General features: G+C 66.6%; 18 protein-coding genes. 12 read left to right on the forward strand and 6 right to left on the reverse strand.

Going from position 1 to position 17,450, the window contains the following annotated elements:
- Positions 1–25 precede the first annotated feature (25 nt).
- Together recR and ACSYHF_RS04560 are read left to right on the forward strand one after the other, a co-directional pair.
- Positions 26–625: a recombination mediator RecR gene (gene recR / locus ACSYHF_RS04555; protein WP_053499586.1), complete on the forward strand. Its 600-nt coding sequence runs from the start codon at positions 26–28 to the stop codon at positions 623–625.
- Positions 626–692: 67 nt separating this feature from the next.
- A complete protein-coding gene (locus ACSYHF_RS04560; protein ID WP_005415497.1) occupies positions 693–1,052 on the forward strand; it encodes a histidine triad nucleotide-binding protein in 360 nt (119 codons plus the stop codon).
- A gap of 76 nt (positions 1,053–1,128) precedes the next feature.
- Here ACSYHF_RS04560 and ACSYHF_RS04565 read toward each other — a convergent pair whose 3' ends face one another.
- From ACSYHF_RS04565 to ACSYHF_RS04580, 4 genes are read right to left on the reverse strand one after another with little or no spacing between them, the layout of a single operon-like run.
- Positions 1,129–1,656, reverse strand: a complete 528-nt coding sequence (locus ACSYHF_RS04565; RefSeq protein WP_005415498.1) for a Slp family lipoprotein — start codon at positions 1,654–1,656, stop codon at positions 1,129–1,131.
- Positions 1,653–3,602, reverse strand: a complete 1,950-nt coding sequence (locus ACSYHF_RS04570; protein ID WP_338167680.1) for a transglutaminase TgpA family protein — start codon at positions 3,600–3,602, stop codon at positions 1,653–1,655. Before ACSYHF_RS04570 ends, ACSYHF_RS04565 begins: the two co-directional genes overlap by 4 nt.
- Complete coding sequence (locus ACSYHF_RS04575; RefSeq protein ID WP_053499582.1) at positions 3,595–4,518, reverse strand: DUF58 domain-containing protein; 924 nt, start codon at positions 4,516–4,518, stop codon at positions 3,595–3,597. Before ACSYHF_RS04575 ends, ACSYHF_RS04570 begins: the two co-directional genes overlap by 8 nt.
- 23 nt (positions 4,519–4,541) lie before the next feature.
- Positions 4,542–5,495 (reverse strand): AAA family ATPase, encoded by a 954-nt coding sequence (locus tag ACSYHF_RS04580; RefSeq protein ID WP_005415501.1) that lies wholly within the window; start codon positions 5,493–5,495, stop codon positions 4,542–4,544.
- A 42-nt stretch (positions 5,496–5,537) separates the two neighbouring features.
- On the opposite strand from ACSYHF_RS04580, the gene ACSYHF_RS04585 reads away from it, so the two are divergent.
- Positions 5,538–7,373: a glycosyltransferase family 39 protein gene (locus ACSYHF_RS04585; protein WP_032953980.1), complete on the forward strand. Its 1,836-nt coding sequence runs from the start codon at positions 5,538–5,540 to the stop codon at positions 7,371–7,373.
- Positions 7,374–7,408: 35 nt separating this feature from the next.
- Here ACSYHF_RS04585 and ACSYHF_RS04590 read toward each other — a convergent pair whose 3' ends face one another.
- Positions 7,409–8,374, reverse strand: a complete 966-nt coding sequence (locus tag ACSYHF_RS04590; RefSeq protein ID WP_253137552.1) for an IS110 family transposase — start codon at positions 8,372–8,374, stop codon at positions 7,409–7,411.
- Between the two features lie 324 nt (positions 8,375–8,698).
- Complete coding sequence (locus ACSYHF_RS04595; protein WP_447576105.1) at positions 8,699–9,268, reverse strand: Maf family protein; 570 nt, start codon at positions 9,266–9,268, stop codon at positions 8,699–8,701.
- Between the two features lie 113 nt (positions 9,269–9,381).
- On the opposite strand from ACSYHF_RS04595, the gene ACSYHF_RS04600 reads away from it, so the two are divergent.
- The 9 genes from ACSYHF_RS04600 (at position 9,382) to ACSYHF_RS04640 (ending at position 17,315) form a co-directional block, all read left to right on the forward strand.
- Complete coding sequence (locus tag ACSYHF_RS04600) at positions 9,382–9,891, forward strand: YceD family protein (RefSeq protein WP_005415504.1); 510 nt, start codon at positions 9,382–9,384, stop codon at positions 9,889–9,891.
- Positions 9,892–9,998: 107 nt separating this feature from the next.
- Positions 9,999–10,193 (forward strand): 50S ribosomal protein L32, encoded by a 195-nt coding sequence (gene rpmF / locus ACSYHF_RS04605; RefSeq protein ID WP_005408308.1) that lies wholly within the window; start codon positions 9,999–10,001, stop codon positions 10,191–10,193.
- Positions 10,194–10,284: 91 nt separating this feature from the next.
- Entirely contained in the window at positions 10,285–11,262 is a 978-nt protein-coding gene (locus tag ACSYHF_RS04610; protein ID WP_014036188.1) for a beta-ketoacyl-ACP synthase III, read from the forward strand.
- Between the two features lie 76 nt (positions 11,263–11,338).
- Positions 11,339–12,121 (forward strand): hypothetical protein, encoded by a 783-nt coding sequence (locus ACSYHF_RS04615; RefSeq protein ID WP_053499577.1) that lies wholly within the window; start codon positions 11,339–11,341, stop codon positions 12,119–12,121.
- A gap of 160 nt (positions 12,122–12,281) precedes the next feature.
- Positions 12,282–13,226 carry an ACP S-malonyltransferase gene (gene fabD / locus ACSYHF_RS04620; protein ID WP_005415507.1) on the forward strand — a complete coding sequence of 315 codons (945 nt, stop codon included), beginning with the start codon at positions 12,282–12,284 and terminating at the stop codon, positions 13,224–13,226.
- An 82-nt stretch (positions 13,227–13,308) separates the two neighbouring features.
- Positions 13,309–14,052 (forward strand): 3-oxoacyl-ACP reductase FabG, encoded by a 744-nt coding sequence (gene fabG / locus ACSYHF_RS04625; RefSeq protein WP_005408312.1) that lies wholly within the window; start codon positions 13,309–13,311, stop codon positions 14,050–14,052.
- Between the two features lie 152 nt (positions 14,053–14,204).
- A complete protein-coding gene (gene acpP / locus ACSYHF_RS04630; protein ID WP_005415509.1) occupies positions 14,205–14,444 on the forward strand; it encodes an acyl carrier protein in 240 nt (79 codons plus the stop codon).
- Between the two features lie 142 nt (positions 14,445–14,586).
- Entirely contained in the window at positions 14,587–15,849 is a 1,263-nt protein-coding gene (fabF, locus tag ACSYHF_RS04635; RefSeq protein ID WP_005415510.1) for a beta-ketoacyl-ACP synthase II, read from the forward strand.
- 101 nt (positions 15,850–15,950) lie between these two features.
- Positions 15,951–17,315 (forward strand): aminodeoxychorismate synthase component I, encoded by a 1,365-nt coding sequence (locus ACSYHF_RS04640; protein WP_065177974.1) that lies wholly within the window; start codon positions 15,951–15,953, stop codon positions 17,313–17,315.
- The last annotated feature ends 135 nt before the right edge of the window (positions 17,316–17,450 follow it).

Consider the following 17,450-nt stretch of genomic DNA (forward strand, 5'->3'; position numbering starts at 1 on the left):
CTCGGCGCCATCAAAGCACGCCGCCGTGTCCGCACCCCTGCTTGAACAATTGATCGACGCACTGCGGGTGCTGCCTGGCGTAGGCCAGAAGACGGCGCAGCGCATGGCCTACCACCTGCTCGAGCGCGAGCGCGAAGGCGGCCAGCGCCTGGCCGAAACGCTGGCCTTGGCGGTGGAGCGTATCGGCCACTGCGCGCAGTGCCGCGACTTCAGCGAAACCGAGCTGTGCCCGACCTGTGCCAACAGCAGCCGCGAGCGCAGCCAGCTGTGCGTGGTCGAATCGCCGGCCGATCGTCTCGCGATCGAGAACGCGACGGGTTTTCGCGGTGTCTACTTCGTGCTGCAGGGCCGGCTGTCGCCGCTCGATGGTGTCGGCCCGCGCGAGCTGGGCCTGGAGCAGCTGGAGCAGCGGCTGGCCGAAGGTGAGGTACAGGAGCTGATCATCGCCACCAGTGCCACCGTCGAAGGCGAAGCCACCGCGCATTACCTTGCGCAGCTGGCGCGCGCGCGCAAGGTGCGGCCCAGCCGGCTGGCACAGGGCCTGCCGCTTGGCGGCGAGCTTGAATACGTTGACCGCGGCACGCTGTCGCACGCGTTCGGGACGCGCAGCGAATTCCGTGATTGAGCACCACCCGGGCATCGCCCGGCGCGGCCGGCCTACAATGCGGAAGACACTCCCGCCGAGGCCGACCATGAGCAACGAAACCCTCTTCAGCAAGATCATCCGTCGCGAGATCCCGGCCACCATCGTCTATGAGGACGACGAGGTGCTGGGCTTCAAGGACATCGCACCGCAGGCGCCGGTGCACGTACTGTTCATTCCGAAGAACGAGATCATCCCGACCCTGGACGACCTGCAGCCGTCGCAGGCGCACCTGGTCGGCAAGCTGGCCCTGGCCGCTGCCGAATACGCGCGCCGCGAGGGTTTCGCGCAGGACGGCTACCGCATCGTGATGAACTGCCGCGAGCACGCCGGGCAGACCGTGTTCCACATCCACATGCACCTGCTGGCCGGCGCGCCGCTGGGGCATTTCGGTACGCCGGGGCGTTGAAGCCCTGTCCACGCATGCGTGGATGAAAAAGGCCGCCCGAAGGCGGCCTTTTCCGATCATGCGGGCTGGGTGGCGATCACCACCAGCCCCAACGGCCGTAGCCACCCCAGTACGGGCCCCACGGACCCGGGCCCCACGGGCCATAGGGGTAGGGCACCACATCGACCTGGCGCTGTTCCGGCCACAGGTAGATCACATCGGCCGACAGCTTCGGCAGGCGGTAGTCGTAGTCCCCGATGCGGGTGTTCTGGTAGCCGTCGATCTTGCCGATGAAGGTCACGTCACGCCCGGCTTCAAACACGGCCGGGTCGTAGAAACCGGCGCGGCAGGCAATGAAGCGGCCGTCGCTGGCGTCGGACGAGGTGGTGTTCGGGCGGCCACTGGCGTTGAGCGGGCGCGAGATCATCTGGAAGCAGGTCTCGCCCTGGCCGGGCTTGGTCTCGATGATGCGGCCGCCCCATCGGACCGGCGTACCGACCTGCTGGGTGGCGACCGAGTCGCGCGGGGAAACCAGGCTGAACTGTCCCTGCAGCGGCTTGGGGGCCGTGGCGCAGGCCGACAGGGCCAGCGTGGCCACAGCGGTGAGGAGGAACTTGGTGTTCATGGGGAGGCTCCGGAAGTCGGGCGATGCCTGCGCAGGTCCCGCAATAATGAAGCGAGGTCGGTGCAAGTTCCAGCGTAGCGCGCGTCGGCGAAACGCTGGCTGAGCGCGAGCAGGGTCGGGTCGGGTCGCTGCCGGTGAACCCGCTGTGCCCAGTCCTGTGCGGTCTCGTGCGGTTCGCGGGCCAGGCCAAGGCGCGCATACCGCCGCCCGAGCCGGTGCCAGGCGCGCAGCAGCGGGTCGCGCTCGCGCTCGCCGCGGGCCAGCAGCCAGGCCATCCACGCCAGTGCCAGCAGGGCGGCGACCACGAATCCGGTCACCAGCTGCGCCGGCCCGAGGTCATCCAGCCCGAACGGCTTGAGCAGTTGCTGCTGGCGGCGTGCATCGAAGGACAGCACCAGGTCGTTCCAGCCGCGCCGCAGCCAGTCACCCATCTGCCCCAGCTGCAGCCAGCGCTGTTGCAGCGGGGTATCGGTGCCGGCCCGCAGGCGGTCGTCCAGGGTGTCCAGGATGCGTTCCGGTGCCACGGCCGCGGTCGGGTCGACCCGCACCCAGCCGCGTTGCGGCAGCCAGACTTCGGCCCAGGCGTGGGCATCCATGCGACGCACCACCCAGTAGTCGCCGATGCGGTTGCGGGTACCGCCTGCGAAGCCGGTCACCACCCGGGCCGGAATGCCGGCGTTGCGCATCAGCACTACGAAGGCCGAGCTGAAGTGCTGGCAGAAGCCGGCCTTGTAGTTGAACAGGAAATCGTCGACCGGATCGCGCCCCGCCACCGGTGTATCCAGCGTGTAGGAGAAGTCGCGGGTGATCCATTGCAGCGCACGGCGGACGATGGCCTCGTCATCGCTGCCTGCCTCCTGCCGCCATTGCCGCGCGAGCTGGGCGGTGCGCGGATTGAAGCCGGGCGGAAGCTGCAGCGCCGCGCGGCGCAGGTAGGGCGACAGATCGGTGTCGAACCGTTGCGGCGGCGCCGAATGCAACCGCCAGCGGCTGAGCGCGGACAGCGTGCGGTCGCTGCGCAGGCTCATGTCGGCATCGAAGCTGCTGCCCTCCGGTGCGCGGCTGGGCAGGTCCAGTGCCACCAGCAGGCGACGGTCGGTGGGCTCGTAGTCGATCTGGTAGTCCCAACCCTGTGCGGCGGTTTCGACCACCGGTGCGGGGCGTCCGGCCGTCGCGCGATCGCGGCTCCAGCGGTGGCCGTCGAACGACGTCAGCACCGGGCCGCGCCAATAGCGCTGCGCAGGCTCGGGCACCGCGCCGAAAAACTGCACGCGCAACGCCGGGGTGTCGTCGGCCATCAGGTCCAGCCACTGGTCCGGCGCCATGCTGTCAGCCAGGCCCGGTGTGCCCACCGCTCGCTCGGGTACGCCCCACAGCGGCGTGGACAAGCGCGGGAACAGCCAGAAGCAGGCCAGCGCGAGTGGCAGGCCGATCCCCAGCAGGCGGCCGACACCGCGCAGTTGTCCGCGCAGCGGCAGTCGAGGGCTGTGGCCCTCGTCCAGGGCCAGGCGTTGCAGGGCCAGCAGTGCGGCAACTGCGGCCAGCGCTGCCAGCCCGGTGGTCAACGGCCCCTGGTCGAGCAGGAAGGCGGCGAACGGCGAGAACAACGCGAAGCCCAGCAGGCTGCGCGCATCGCGCAGGTTGCGCAGTTCGCTGGACTTGATCGCCAGCATCGCCGCCAGCAATGCGCAGCCGGTATCGCGGCCCGGGCGCACCATGCCCATCTGCCAGACGATGGTGGCAAGCATGGCCAGCACCAGCACCAGGCGAACCGGCATCGGCAGCACCCGCCGCCACGAAAGCGCAGCGGTCAGCACCGCAGTGATCGCGATCACGCCGGCCAGCACCGGTGGCAGCTGCAGCAGCAGTGGCAGCAGCGCCAGCGCTGCGCTGGCCAGGGTCCAGCTGCGGGCGTTGCGGTCGAGCAGGACGGCAGGCTCAGTCATGGGGCATCAATGCCAGTGCGCGCAGGCACAGGTGGTGGTGGCTGGCGCCCTGGCCGGGTCCCAACGGCGGATGGGCCGGAAGCAGCAGCGTATAGCGACGGCCTTCGCGCTCGGCCATGTCGACCCAGCGTGCCAGTCGCGCGATGCGCGCTTCATGGCCCAGCGCCGCCAGCGTGCGCCAGTCCAGCACCACTTCGATGCCGATCGGCTTCTCGTATTCGCGTACCAGCAGGCTGTCGCGGCGCGCCGAGTGTTTCCAGGCAATGCTGCGCGGGGCATCGCCGGCACGATAGGGGCGCAACTGGTGCAGCTCATCGCCACTGGCATGGGCGCGGGTGTGCAGTGGGTCGTTGCCACGTTCCGGAAGCGGCGGTGCCAGTGCCTCGGCAAGTGGATAGACCAGCAGCGGCTGCTCCGGCCACACCCACGACCATGCCCGCACCAGTCCCAGCGGCTGCGTGCTCGACAGGCGGATGCGGGGCAGTTCCAGCCAGCCGCGCCGCTCGCTGGGAACATCCAGCTCCACTTCGCCGCGACCGTGTGCAGGCAGTGCAACCCAGGCCTCGCTTGCGCCCAGCTGCAGGTGCAGCCCGTGGCGCGCGCGCGGGTCGCGCAACGAAAGGTCCACGCGCAGGCGCAGGGGATGCCCGGCCGGTACCGGTTCGGCGGAGATTGCATCGATCTGTATGCCGGACAGCTGCAGGTGCGCGGCGATGGCGCTGGCGATCGCTGCCGCGGCCAGCAGCAGCGCCAGCAGCAGGGCCGGGTTGTTGTTGTAGTTCAATGCGCCCAGCAGCATCGCCGACAGCAGGGTGGCGACGAACAGGCCAAAGCGGGTTGGTAGTACATAGATGCGATGGCGGTCCAGTCGCTGCGGCAGGGCTTCGGGCCTGCGGGGGCGTGCCAGCAGCTGCATGCGTGCCCAGCGTGTGGCCACCTTCAGTCCACCGCGACGGTCTGCAGGATCGCCCGCGCCAGCGCCGGCCCGGAGCTGGATTCGGCTTCGGCCACCAGACGATGGCCGGCCACCGCCACGAACAGGGTCTGCACGTCTTCGGGCACCACATGCCCGCGGCCGAGCAGCAGCGCATGTGCCCTGGCGGCACGCAGCAGGGCCAGTCCCGCGCGCGGTGACAGGCCTACGCGCACGCCGGCATGGTGTCGGCTGCGGGTCAGCAGCGCCTGCACATAGTCGATCAACGCGTCGCTGGCATGCACCTGGTCAACCGCTTCACGCAATGCACGCACCTGGGTGTCGTCCAGCTTTGGCAGCGCGCGTGCGATCAGGTCGCGGCGATCAGTGCCGCGCAGCAGCTCGCGCTCGGCCTGCGCGCTGGGGTAGCCCATCGCCAGGCGCAGCAGGAAACGATCCAGCTGCGAATCCGGCAACGGGAAGGTACCGGACAGGTCGACCGGGTTCTGCGTGGCGATCACGAAGAACGGGTCGGGCAGTGGATGTGTCTGTCCATCCAGTGTGACCTGTTGCTCGGCCATCGCTTCCAGCAGCGCACTCTGTGTCCGCGGCGGTGCACGATTGATCTCATCGGCCAGCAGCACGTGGGTGAACACCGGGCCGGGATGGAACTGGAACTGGCGGCTGCCGGCCTCGTACACCGAAACGCCAAGTACATCGGCCGGCAGCAGGTCAGAGGTGAACTGCACGCGCTGGAAGCTGAGGCCGAGGCTGCTGGCCAATGCATGCGCCAACGTGGTCTTGCCCAGCCCGGGCAGATCCTCGATGAGCAGGTGGCCGCCAGAAAGCAGGGCGACAAAGGCCAGCCTGACTTCCGGCACCTTGCCCAGCACCAGTGCGTTCACCTGATCCTGTGCCTCCCGCAGGGCCTGGCGCAGTTGATCGGTTAGCATGCTGGGATTGGGGGACGAGGCTGGCATGATCGTCTCAGGTCTGGAATCCACTCGATTATCCATAGAGCAATGCAAGGCGAACAGCGCGCGCGGACAATATTTCTCTGGTTATGGACGCTGATCACAGCGGCCAAGCTGGTGGTGGCTGCGCGCCTGCCGCTGTTCGTCGATGAGGCGTTCTATTGGCAGGAAGGCCAGCACCTGGCCGCTGCCTATTCCGACCTGCCGGGGCTGACCGCCTGGCTTGCACGCCTGGGCGTGGAGATCGGTGGCCATCACGTACTCGCACTGCGCCTGCCGTTCCTGGCCATCGGTGCGCTGCTGCCGTTGCTGGTGGTGCGCATCGCTACGCGCTGGTTCGGCAACGTGGCCGGTTGGCAGGCGGGCAGCCTGACGCTGCTGATGCCGTTGTCGGCCACGCTGGGCCTGCTGGCCGTGCCGGACGTACCGATGGCGCTGGCGGCGGTGATCTGCCTGCACGCAGGTGCACGCCTGCTGCACAGCGTGGACGCGTCCTCGGCGATGAAGCTGGCGCTGGGCCTGCTGATCGGTGCGCTCAGCCACTACCGTTTCATTGGTGTCATCGGTGTCGGCTTCATTGCGTTGCTGGCGTTGCCGCAGGGCCGTCGCATGCTGGCCGACCCGCGCGTATGGGTGGCGCTGGCGGTGGGCGTGCTGGCCTGGCTGCCGTTGCTGGCGTGGAATGCCGACAACCACGACGCCGGCCTGAAGTTCCAGGTGGTCGAGCGCCACCCGTGGACGTTCGAGTGGGAGGGGCTGTGGTTCCTGGTGATCCAGCCGATGCTGGTGACGCCGATCCTGTGCATCGCGATGTGGAAGGTCGCCCTGGCGGGTACCCGCAGTGGCGGTGGGGCGCGGGTGCAGTGGCGCTATTTCGGCCTGGTGGGCGGGGTGTCGACGCTGGGCATCTTCCTGCTGGGCTTCTTCACCGATGTCGAGCGGATCAGTTTCCACTGGCCGCTGCCAGGCTACCTGGCGCTGCTGGTGGCCGTGCCGGTGGTCCTCAACGGTTGGCCGCGCTGGCTGCGCCGTACCGGCTGGTGGCTGGCCGCTGCAGGTACCGTGCTGGCGTTCGGCTACTACCTGATGGCGTCCACGCCGGCACTTCGCGAGCAGATGGCCGGCAGCAAGTACTACCCGCGCAACTTTGCCGGCTGGCAGCCACTGGCCGTGGCGGTGCGTGACGAACTGCGGCAGATGCCACCGGGTACGCGTGTCCTGGCGGGCAACTTCAAGGTCGGTGCCGAACTGGGCTTCCAGCTGGGCAATGGCGATATCGAGGTGTTGCCACATCCGCTCAACGACAAGCATGGGCGCACCGCACAGCTGGCGCAGTGGGACCTGCTGCACGAAGGCCCGCGCAGTGTGCCGATGCTGCTGGTGCTGTCACCCAGTGACCAGCGCTACCGCGACCTGCTGGCGCGCTATCACACCATCTGCGAGCAGGTGGGGCCGTTGCCGGCGCCACGCGTGGTCAGCAGCGATCATGGCTTCCAGCGGTTCCTGCTGTTCCGGCTGCCGGCCAAGCGTGCACAGGGGGCCTGCGTAACGCCCTCAATGGCTTGGCTGGATGCGCCGTCCAACGGTGAAAAGGTCTCCGGAACGCTCGCCATCAAGGGCTGGGCATTCAAGGATGGGGTCGGGCTGGCGCGGGTTGAAGTGCTGGTTGATGGCCGCTCGATCGGTGACGCGCGTTACGGGCGCGTGTTCGACATTCGCCCCGCCTGGCCGGACAGTACCGATCCGCAGCATCCGGCGGTGGGCTTCGACGCGTCGCTGGACACCACCACGCTGGCGCCGGGCCGGCACTGGCTCGGCCTGCGCCTGCACGGGCGCGATGGCAGCGTGGAGGCGTGGCAGGAGCAACCGTTCGAGGTTCGTTGAGGTCTCTGGTCCTGTAGATACCGTGTTGCCCTTGCCTAGGCAAGGGCGCCGTCAGGCTCAAATGGGCGGCCGCTTTTCAGTACGCCCCAAACCAGATGGATGAGCTTGCGCATCACCGCACACATGACGACCTTGAAGGGCTTCCCTTTCGCGCTGAGCCGGTCTGCAAAGGACTTCAGCCTGGGGTTGTAGGTCTTCCCGGTCAACGCCGGCATGTACAGCTTTTTGCGGAAATTGGCGTCGCCCACGCGTGATATGTGGGATTTGCCTTCGTAGTTTCCTGATTGACGCTGGGCCGGATTCAGGCCTGCGTGGGCAACCACCTGGCGCACGTCGCTGTATTTGCTTAGATCCCCCAGCATGGCCAGCAGCTGGGCACTGCTGGTGTTGCCTACACCGGGAATGCTGGTAAGCAGGTGATGACGCTGGCGCAGGTCCGGATCGTTATCGATATGGTCCTCAATCGCCTTCTGGACCTGCTTGATCTGCTCCTCCAGCGTCTGGATCACATCCTTGATCCCTTGCTGGACCGAGATGTCGGCAACGTCCAGGCGATTGCGCTCCATCTGCAGCATTTCCTGGAGGTCATCTCGACGCCGTACCAAGGCACGCAGTTTCACCTCCGAGGGGGTCGGCGGAACGTAGGGATGCAACTTCTCCGAGCGCTGCGCCTCAAAGAACCGGGCAATCAGCTTGGCATCGCTGCGGTCCGTCTTGGTCCGGATGCCCTCCGCCTGTCCAAACGCCTTTACCCGGGCGGGATTGGCCACATGAACCACCACCCCTGCTTCCACCAAGGTTCGCGCCAAAGCTTCGTGGTAGATACCGGTGGCCTCCATGCCTACCGCCGCGTTCGGCGCATGCTTGGCGCGCCAAGCAAGAAGCTCATTAAAGCCCTTGGCTGAATTGGGGAGTTTGGCCTTGGTTCGATATTTGCCATCAGGCAGCGGCAAGGCGATATCAAAGGTCGCCTTGGCAGCGTCGATGCCGATAAATTGCATGATTTCGCTCCAGCTTGAACTTACGATCGTGATCGGAAGCCGCCAGACTTGCCCTTGTGAGTACAGGCTCTCACCCAAGGGTGGGCCTAAGATACCGTTCAAGTTCCAAGGCGGTGTCAGGCCGCCGACGCGCTGAATCTACTTTGCAAGCTCAAAGGCTTAAGAGCCGAGGCAGCGTCATCGGAGCCTCCCGGGTCACCGGGGAATTGTGCCTGATCAGGGCACCATCCGAGACACAAGAGCCGAGCCGATGCCCGGCTGCGTCCGATTCAGATGGCAGGCAGCCTCGAAAAAAGCAGCCGAGCATGGGCTCGGCTCTACCGTTCACGGCACCGCGAATCCGGCCCTGCGCAGCAGGCCGCACAGCGCGATCAGTGGCAGGCCGACCAGCGCGGTCGGGTCGCGGTTGTCGATCGTCTCGAACAGGCTGATGCCCAGGCCCTCGCACTTGAAGCTGCCGGCGCAGTCCAGTGGCTGCTCGGTGGCGATATAGCGGGCGATCTCCTGCGAGTCCAGCGCGCGGAAGTGCACTTCGGTCAGATCCAGGGCGGCGAGGGATTCTCCATCCCGTCTGAGACTGATTGCCGTGTGAAAGCGTACCGTCTGCCCGGACATCGCCACCAGCTGCGCACAGGCCGCCTCGACCGTGCCAGGCTTGCCCAGCGGCTGGCCGTTCAGGTCGGCCACCTGGTCCGAGCCGATCACCCAGGCACCCGGATGGCGCGCGGCGACATCGGCCGCCTTGGCGGCGGCCAGGCGCGTGGCCAGGGCCATCGGGCCCTCGCCGTTCAACGGTGTTTCATCCACCTCCGGGCGTGCGCAGTCGAAGGGCAGGCCCAGCCGTTGCAGCAGTTCGCGACGGTAGCGGGAGGTGGAGGCCAGGACCAGTGACATGCGAGAATACCGAGGCAGGGCGCGGCAGTCTGGCCCGCCGGCAACGCCAGCAGCAAGTCCTGTATGGCGGGCATTTGACAGCGGGCGGTGCGATCCTTAGTATTCAGCGGCTTATGTCCGCGAACGTGCCCGAAACGCTGGATGCCTGGCGGATGGTTGTAGCGCGAAGGCGCTTCGACGGTCAGGTCTCCCTGGCTGAATTGACCCGCCTGCAGGGGTTGGTCGCAGATACCGACGGCGAGTGTGTCTACTCGCTTGAATTCGGTCGCGACGACGTCTTGCGGGTATCCTATGTGGAACTGACCATCGACACCGCGTTGCCGCTGACGTGTCAGCGCAGCATGCAGCGATTCCTGTTGCCGGTGAAGGTGACCCAGAGGCTTGGCCTGATCCGCGACGAGGACGAGGAATCGTCCCTGCCGGAGGAGTACGAGGCGTTGCTGGTGCCGGAAGACGGCCAGCTGCGTCCGCTGGACCTGGTCGAGGACGAGTTGGTGCTGGCGGTGCCTGTGGTGCCGCTGTCGCCCGACGGTGAGGCAGTCGATCAGGACTGGGCACCGAGCGAAGAAGAAACAAAGAAGGCCAACCCGTTTGCGGCGTTGGCGGCATTGAAGAAACAATAGCAGCCGGTTGTCGTCGGCGGCTGCGGCGAAAGCGAAAAGTGTGCTGGGCGCTGGCGTCCTGTGCGACGAAACGACGAAGCAAAACGAACCGAGTTTGGAGCAATCCCATGGCTGTCCAGAAATCCCGTGTTACCCCGTCCCGCCGCGGCCAGCGCCGTTCGCATGACGCCCTGAGCGCCAAGCAGCTGTCGACCGACCCGACCACCGGCGAAGTGCATCTGCGTCACCACATCACTGCCGATGGTTTCTACCGCGGCAAGAAGGTCATCCAGACCAAGACCTCGGCCGTCGAAGAAGATTGATGTGCCGGGAAGGCCGCTGCCTCCGGGCAGCGGCCTTTGCCTTCTTTCCCGGGCGTGCCGGTGATCGGCGGCCCGCGCAACAGGAAACATGATGAGCAAGCGGATCTATTCGAGGATCGCGGGCACCGGTAGCTATTTGCCGGAGAAAGTCCTGACCAATGCCGACCTGGAAAAAATGGTCGAAACCTCGGATGAGTGGATCCAGTCGCGCACCGGAATTCGTGAACGGCACATCGCGGCCGAAGGCGAAACCACCAGCGACCTTGGCTACAACGCCGCCCTGCGCGCGCTTGAAGCCGCAGGCATCGATGCCTCGCAGCTCGACATGATCGTGGTCGGCACGACCACCCCTGACCTTATTTTCCCGTCCACCGCGTGCCTGATCCAGGCCAAGCTCGGTGTGGCCGGGTGCCCCGCCTTCGACGTCAACGCAGCCTGTTCCGGCTTCGTGTTCGCGCTGGGCGTGGCCGACAAATTCATCCGCTCCGGCGACTGCAAGCACGTGCTGGTGATCGGCACCGAAACGTTGACCCGCATGGTCGACTGGAACGATCGCACCACCTGCGTGCTGTTCGGTGATGGCGCCGGCGCCGTCGTGCTCAAGGCCGACGAAGAAACCGGCATCCTCAGCACCCACCTGCATGCCGATGGCAGCAAGAAGGAACTGCTGTGGAACCCGGTTGGCGTCTCGAGCGGTTTCAAGGACGGCGCCAACGGTGGTGGCACCATCAACATGAAGGGCAACGACGTGTTCAAGTACGCCGTCAAGGCGCTGGACTCGGTCGTGGACGAGACCCTGGCCGCCAACGGCCTGGACAAGTCCGACCTGGATTGGCTGATTCCGCACCAGGCCAACCTGCGCATCATCGAAGCCACCGCCAAGCGCCTGGACATGTCGATGGACCAGGTCGTGGTGACCGTCGACAAGCACGGCAACACCTCGTCCGGTTCAGTGCCGCTGGCGCTCGATGCCGCCGTGCGGTCGGGCAGGGTCGAGCGCGGCCAGCTGCTGCTGCTGGAAGCCTTCGGCGGTGGCTTCACGTGGGGTTCGGCCCTGCTGCGCTATTGATAGTGCAAGTTACGACAATGTGAAGTCTTGTCGTTACGGCCCTCCGGGGCCGTAACGCGTTTAAGGAGGACCTGTCATGGTTGAGCCCATCGTCATCGAAGGGCAACGTGCCTGGCTGAAGCAGTACGGCAAGGGAAGCCGAGCACTGGCCCTGGGCCTGCTCAATTTTGTTGCGCGCCGTTTCCATCTCGATGCCCTGCGCCCGCCGCCGCACCGTGGTGGTGACGCCGCGCGCGAAACCGAGGCCCGCCGCCTTGCAGAGCTGCAGGCACAAGGCGTGAACGTGCCGGACGTGCTGGGCACCGGCCATGCCGCGCTGGTGATCGGCGACAACGGCAGCTCGTTCAATACCTGCCTGCGTGAAGCGGATGAGGCCGGTCGTGATCGGCTGGTGATGGCGGCGATGCAGGCCATTGCCCAAGCGCATGCGCGCGGCGCCTATTTCGGCCAGCCGTTGCCGCGCAATCTCACCTGGGATGGGCAGCAGGTCGGCTTCATCGATTTCGAGGAAGATCCGCTGGAAGTGATGGACCTGTCCGAAGCGCAGGCCCGCGACTGGCTGATGTTCGGTTATGGCGTGGCCAAGTACTACGCTGATCGCCCTGAACATCTGCAGGCGATGATGGCCGAGGCGATGGGCGAGGTCCAGGCGCCGGTGCGCGAGCACGTGCATGCGGTCAGTGGCCGCCTGCGCAGCCTGGCCAGGGTCTGCATGAAGCTTGGCCGCTCAGCGCGCGCGCTGGCCCATTCGATCTTCATCACCCACGGTGCCAGCACTGCTGGCGTGCTGATGCTGGTGGGCCTGTGCGTGGATTTCCTCGCCGACGGCGATCTGGACGTGCTGCAGCTGTTCTGCTGATGGCTGATCGGGGTCAGATTCCTTTTCCTGCGGAAAAGGGATCTGACCCCATTGCGCTTGCCCGGCCGCCCTCCATACGCCTGCATACGCGCACGTACAGACGACACAGCGGATTCCCCCTTATCATGGCCCGCTTCGATTGCAGCAAGCGGATGACCGCGTGACCGTATCCACCCTCGCTTTTGTCTTCCCCGGCCAGGGCTCGCAGTCTGTGGGCATGGTGGCCGAGCTGGCCGAACTGCACCCGCAGGTGCGTGAAGCCTTCACTGAGGCATCCGATGGTGCCGGCGTCGACCTGTGGGCGCTGTCCCAGGGTGGCCCGGAGGAAATGCTCAACCGTACCGAATACACCCAGCCGGCCCTGTTGGCCGCAAGCATTGGTGTGTGGCGCGCCTGGAACGCCGTGGGCGGTCCGCGCCCGTCGGTGCTGTCCGGCCACAGTCTGGGCGAGTACACCGCCCTGGTTGCCGCCGGCGCGCTGAGCCTGCATGACGGCGCGCACCTGGTGCGCCTGCGTGGCCAGCTGATGCAGGAAGCGGCACCGGCCGGTGTCGGTGCCATGGCCGCCGTGCTCGGTGCCGAAGACCAGCTGGTGCTGGATGTCTGCGCCGAAGCCGCAGGCAGCCAGGTGGTGGTGCCGGCCAACTTCAATTCACCGGGCCAGATCGTGATCGGTGGCGACGCTGACGCGGTCGACCGTGCGCTGGCGCTGCTGGCCGAGAAGGGCGTGCGCAAGGCGGTCAAGCTGGCCGTCAGCGTACCCTCGCACACCCCGTTGATGCGCGAAGCCGCCAACCGCCTGGCCGAAGTGATGGCTGGCCTGTCCTGGCAGGCGCCGCAGCTGCCGGTGGTGCAGAACGTCGATGCCCAGGTGCACGACGGCGTGGACGCCATCCGCACCGCGCTGGTCCAGCAGCTTTACCAGCCGGTGCAGTGGACCGGTTGCGTGCAGGCGCTGGCCGCCCGTGGCATCACCCAGATCGCCGAGTGCGGCCCAGGCAAGGTGCTGACCGGCCTGGTCAAGCGCATCGACAAGGCCATCGACGGCCGTCCTCTGGCCACGCCGGGCGACTTTGAAGCCGCCCGCGAGGCATGGTCGGCCTGACCTTCCCTGTTTCCTGCCGACCGTACCGGTGGCCGCTGCAAGCGGCACGGTGCGGCGGCCGCTCCCGTCTGAGGAAAACAACATGAGCAAGCCCCTGCAGGGTGAAATCGCACTGGTCACCGGTGCCAGCCGTGGCATTGGTGCCGCCATCGCCGATCTGCTGGCCGCCCAGGGCGCCACCGTCATCGGCACCGCCACCACCGAATCCGGCGCCGCCGCGATCGGTGAGCGCCTGGCCGCCCACGGCGGTCACGGCCGCGCGCTGAACGTCACCGACGCCGCTGCGCTGGACAGCGTGCTCGATGGCATCGCCAAGGAATTCGGCCCGATCTCGATCCTGGTCAACAATGCCGGCATCACCCGCGACAACCTGCTGATGCGCATGAAGGACGAGGACTGGGCGTCGATCATCGACACCAACCTGACCAGCGTGTTCCGCACCAGCAAGGCGGTGATGCGCGGCATGATGAAGGCGCGCAAGGGCCGCATCATCAACATCGCATCGGTGGTGGGCGTGACCGGCAACGCCGGCCAGGCCAACTACGCGGCCGCCAAGGCCGGCATCATCGGCTTCAGCAAGTCGCTGGCCAAGGAAATCGGCTCGCGCGGCGTCACCGTCAATGTTGTCGCACCCGGCTTCATCGACACCGACATGACCAAGGCGTTGCCGGAAGAAGCGCGTACCGCGCTGATCAACGACATCGCCCTCGAACGCCTGGGTTCGCCGGAGGACATCGCCCATGCGGTGGCGTTCCTGGCCAGCCCGGCTGCCGGTTACATCACCGGCGAAACCCTCCATGTGAACGGCGGCATGTACATGCCGTAAGCAAGGGGCGCAGGGATTGCGCCGCAAGTGGTTGATCTGCGGAGGTTTTTGCTGCAATGCAAGGCCGCGCCGGTTTCCACTACACTATCCCACGGCCATCGCCCTTGATGGCGACCACTTTTGAACCACAACTCCATCTGGAGCGAGATCCCATGAGCACCATCGAAGAACGCGTCAAGAAAATCGTCGTCGAACAGCTTGGCGTCAAGGAAGAAGAAGTCACCAACAGCGCATCGTTCGTCGATGACCTGGGCGCTGACTCGCTGGACACCGTCGAGCTGGTGATGGCCCTGGAAGAAGAATTCGAGTGCGAGATCCCGGACGAAGAAGCCGAGAAGATCAGCACCGTGCAGGCCGCCATCGACTACATCAAGGCCCACGTCAAGGCCTGATGTCAGACGGCAGTGCGCGCGCGGGTCTCCGCTCGCCGCGCACCGCACCCCATGGGGCCGCAGTTGCGGCCCCGTGTGTTTGAGCATCACACCGAAGCAAACCGTGTTACCCGATTGAACCTTCGGGTCAGGAGAATCAGCAATGAAGCGTCGCGTCGTCGTAACCGGCCTGGGTATCGTCTCGCCGTTGGGCAATGATCTGGCCAGCAGCTGGGAAGGCATCACCCACGGTCGTTCGGGCATCGGTCCGCTGACCAACGTTGCCGATGCCTACCTGGACCGGTTCACCACCAAGATTGCAGGTGAGGTCAAGGGCTTTGACATCACCGCCGACAACGAACTGTTCGGCAAGTACCGGGTCAGCGGCAAGGATGCCAAGAAGATGGATCCGTTCATCCATTACGGCCTCGGTGCCTCGTTCATGGCCCTGCACGACTCGGGCCTGGAGATCACCGACGCCAATGCCGAGCGCATCGGCGCCATTGTCGGCGCCGGCATCGGCGGCCTGCTCGGTATCGAAGAGCAGACCATCGAGTTCCACGAGGGCAAGAAGATCTCGCCCTTCTACGTGCCCAAGACCATCATCAACATGCTGCCGGGCCAGCTGAGCATCATCACCGGCCTGAAGGGCCCGTCGTTCTCGGCGGTGTCGGCGTGCGCGACCTCGAACCATTCGATCGGTACCGCGATGCGCATGATCCAGTACGGCGATGCCGACGTGATGGTGGTCGGTGGTGCCGAGCGCGGCTCCTCGCCGACCGCACTGGGCGGTTTCTGCGCGATGAAGGCGATGAGCACCCGCAACGATGCTCCGGAACAGGCCTCGCGCCCGTGGGACAAGGACCGTGACGGCTTCGTGCTGGGCGACGGCGCCGGCATCCTGATCCTGGAAGAGTACGAACACGCCAAGGCGCGTGGCGCGAAGATCTACTGCGAACTGGCCGGCTTCGGCGCCAGCTCCGATGCGTACCACATGACCGCCCCGAGCGAGAACGGCGAAGGCGCCGCCCGCTGCATGGTCATGGCCATGAAGGACGCTGGTGTGACCCCGGAACAGGTCGGCTACCTCAACGCGCACGGCACCTCCACGCCGCTGGGCGACCTGGGCGAGACCATGGCGATGAAGACCGCCTTCGGCGACCACGCCTACAAGATGATGGTCAGCTCCACCAAGTCGATGACCGGCCACCTGCTGGGCGCGGCCGGCGGCGTGGAAGCGATCTTCTCGGTGATGGCGCTGCAGGACAACGTCATTCCGCCGACCATCAACCTGCAGCAGCCGGGCGAAGGCTGCGACCTGGACTACGTGCCCAACGAAGCACGCCAGGCCAAGGTTGACGTGGTGATGTCCAATGGCTTCGGCTTCGGCGGCACCAACGGCACGCTGATCTTCAAGCGCGTCTGACCGGGTTGTAGCGTCGGGCCATGCTCGACTGAACGTGCATTACGCACGAGGAGGCCGCCGCAAGGCGGCTTCCGTGCATCTGAATCCCTGAACTGGCCATCATGACCCACGCACCGCTGATCCACCCGCTGCCGCACCCGATCGATCTGCTGGCCCTGCAGCAGCACGACCCGGCACGCTTCCCGCTGCTGATGGAATCCACCGCCTCGGGCACCGCCCAGGGCCGCTGGAGCCTGCTGCTGGCCGCGCAGGGCGACTGCCTGCGGCTGGATGCCGATGGCCAGGTGCGCGACCAGCACGACGCGGTACACGCCGGCAGCTTCCTGCAGGTGCTGGACCGTGCCTGGCAGCACGAACGCCTGCCGCACGACGGCAGCCACAGCCTGCCGTTCCGTGGCGGCTGGGCGTTGATGCTCGATTACGAAGTGGCCAGCCAGATTGAACCGGTGCTGCCGGCGCGCGCGCGCGAGGACGGCCGCCCGACCGCGCTGGCGCTGCGCTGCCCGGCTGCGGTGCTGCACGACCACCAGAACGACGCCAGCTTCGTCATCGCCGAAGCCGGTGAGCAGGCCCTGCTGGAGGCGCTGGTGACCATGGCGTCGCAGGCACTGCCGGAGGCCGGGCAGGGCTGGCAGCCGCCGCAGTCGGTGGGCGAGGATGCGCCACAGCGCTTCACCGACGGCGTGCGCCGGGTGATCGACTACCTGCGTGCCGGCGATGTGTTCCAGGTGAACCTGTCGCGGCGCTGGAGCGCGCAGTTCGCTGCGCCGGTCCAGCCGCAGGCGCTGTACGCGCAGCTGCGTCGTGCCAACCCGGCACCGTTCGCCGGCCTGTTCAGCGCGCACGGTCGCCATGTGGTCAGTTCCTCGCCGGAGCGGCTGGTGTCGGTGCATGCCGGCCACGCGCAGACGCGTCCGATTGCCGGCACGCGTCCGCGCTTCGAGGGGGACGATGATGCCGCGCGCATCCGGGAGCTGGTCGGCCACCCCAAGGAGCGTGCTGAGCACGTGATGTTGATCGACCTGGAACGCAACGACCTGGGCCGCATCTGCCTGCCCGGCACCGTGGTGGTCGATGAGTTGATGACGGTGGAGAGCTACGCCCATGTGCACCACATCGTCAGCAATGTCAGCGGCCACCTGCGCCCGGAGGTCACGCCCGGCGAGGTGATCGCCGCCACGTTCCCGGGTGGCACCATCACCGGCTGCCCCAAGGTGCGATGCATGCAGATCATCAGCGAACTGGAGCAGGTGCCGCGCGGTGCCTACACCGGCGCGTTCGGCTGGCTGAACCGCGATGGCGACCTGGACCTGAACATCCTGATCCGTACCGCCGAAGTGGATGGCCACGAGGTGAGCTTCCGCACCGGCGCCGGCATCGTGGTCGATTCGGACCCGGACAAGGAACTGGACGAGACCCGCGCCAAGGCCCGCGGCCTGCTGCGCGCGCTCGGCCAGCAGGGGTAGTGCCGGGGCGCTGGCCGGCAACGCCATTCCCCCACGGTGGGTGCCGACCGTTGGTCGGCACGGAGTCCTCCATGGCCATTCATCCACGCATGGCGTGGATCTACTGATCGCCGCGCCAGGCATGGATTGTGGTGG

This window comes from Stenotrophomonas maltophilia group sp. P373, assembly GCF_053295075.1.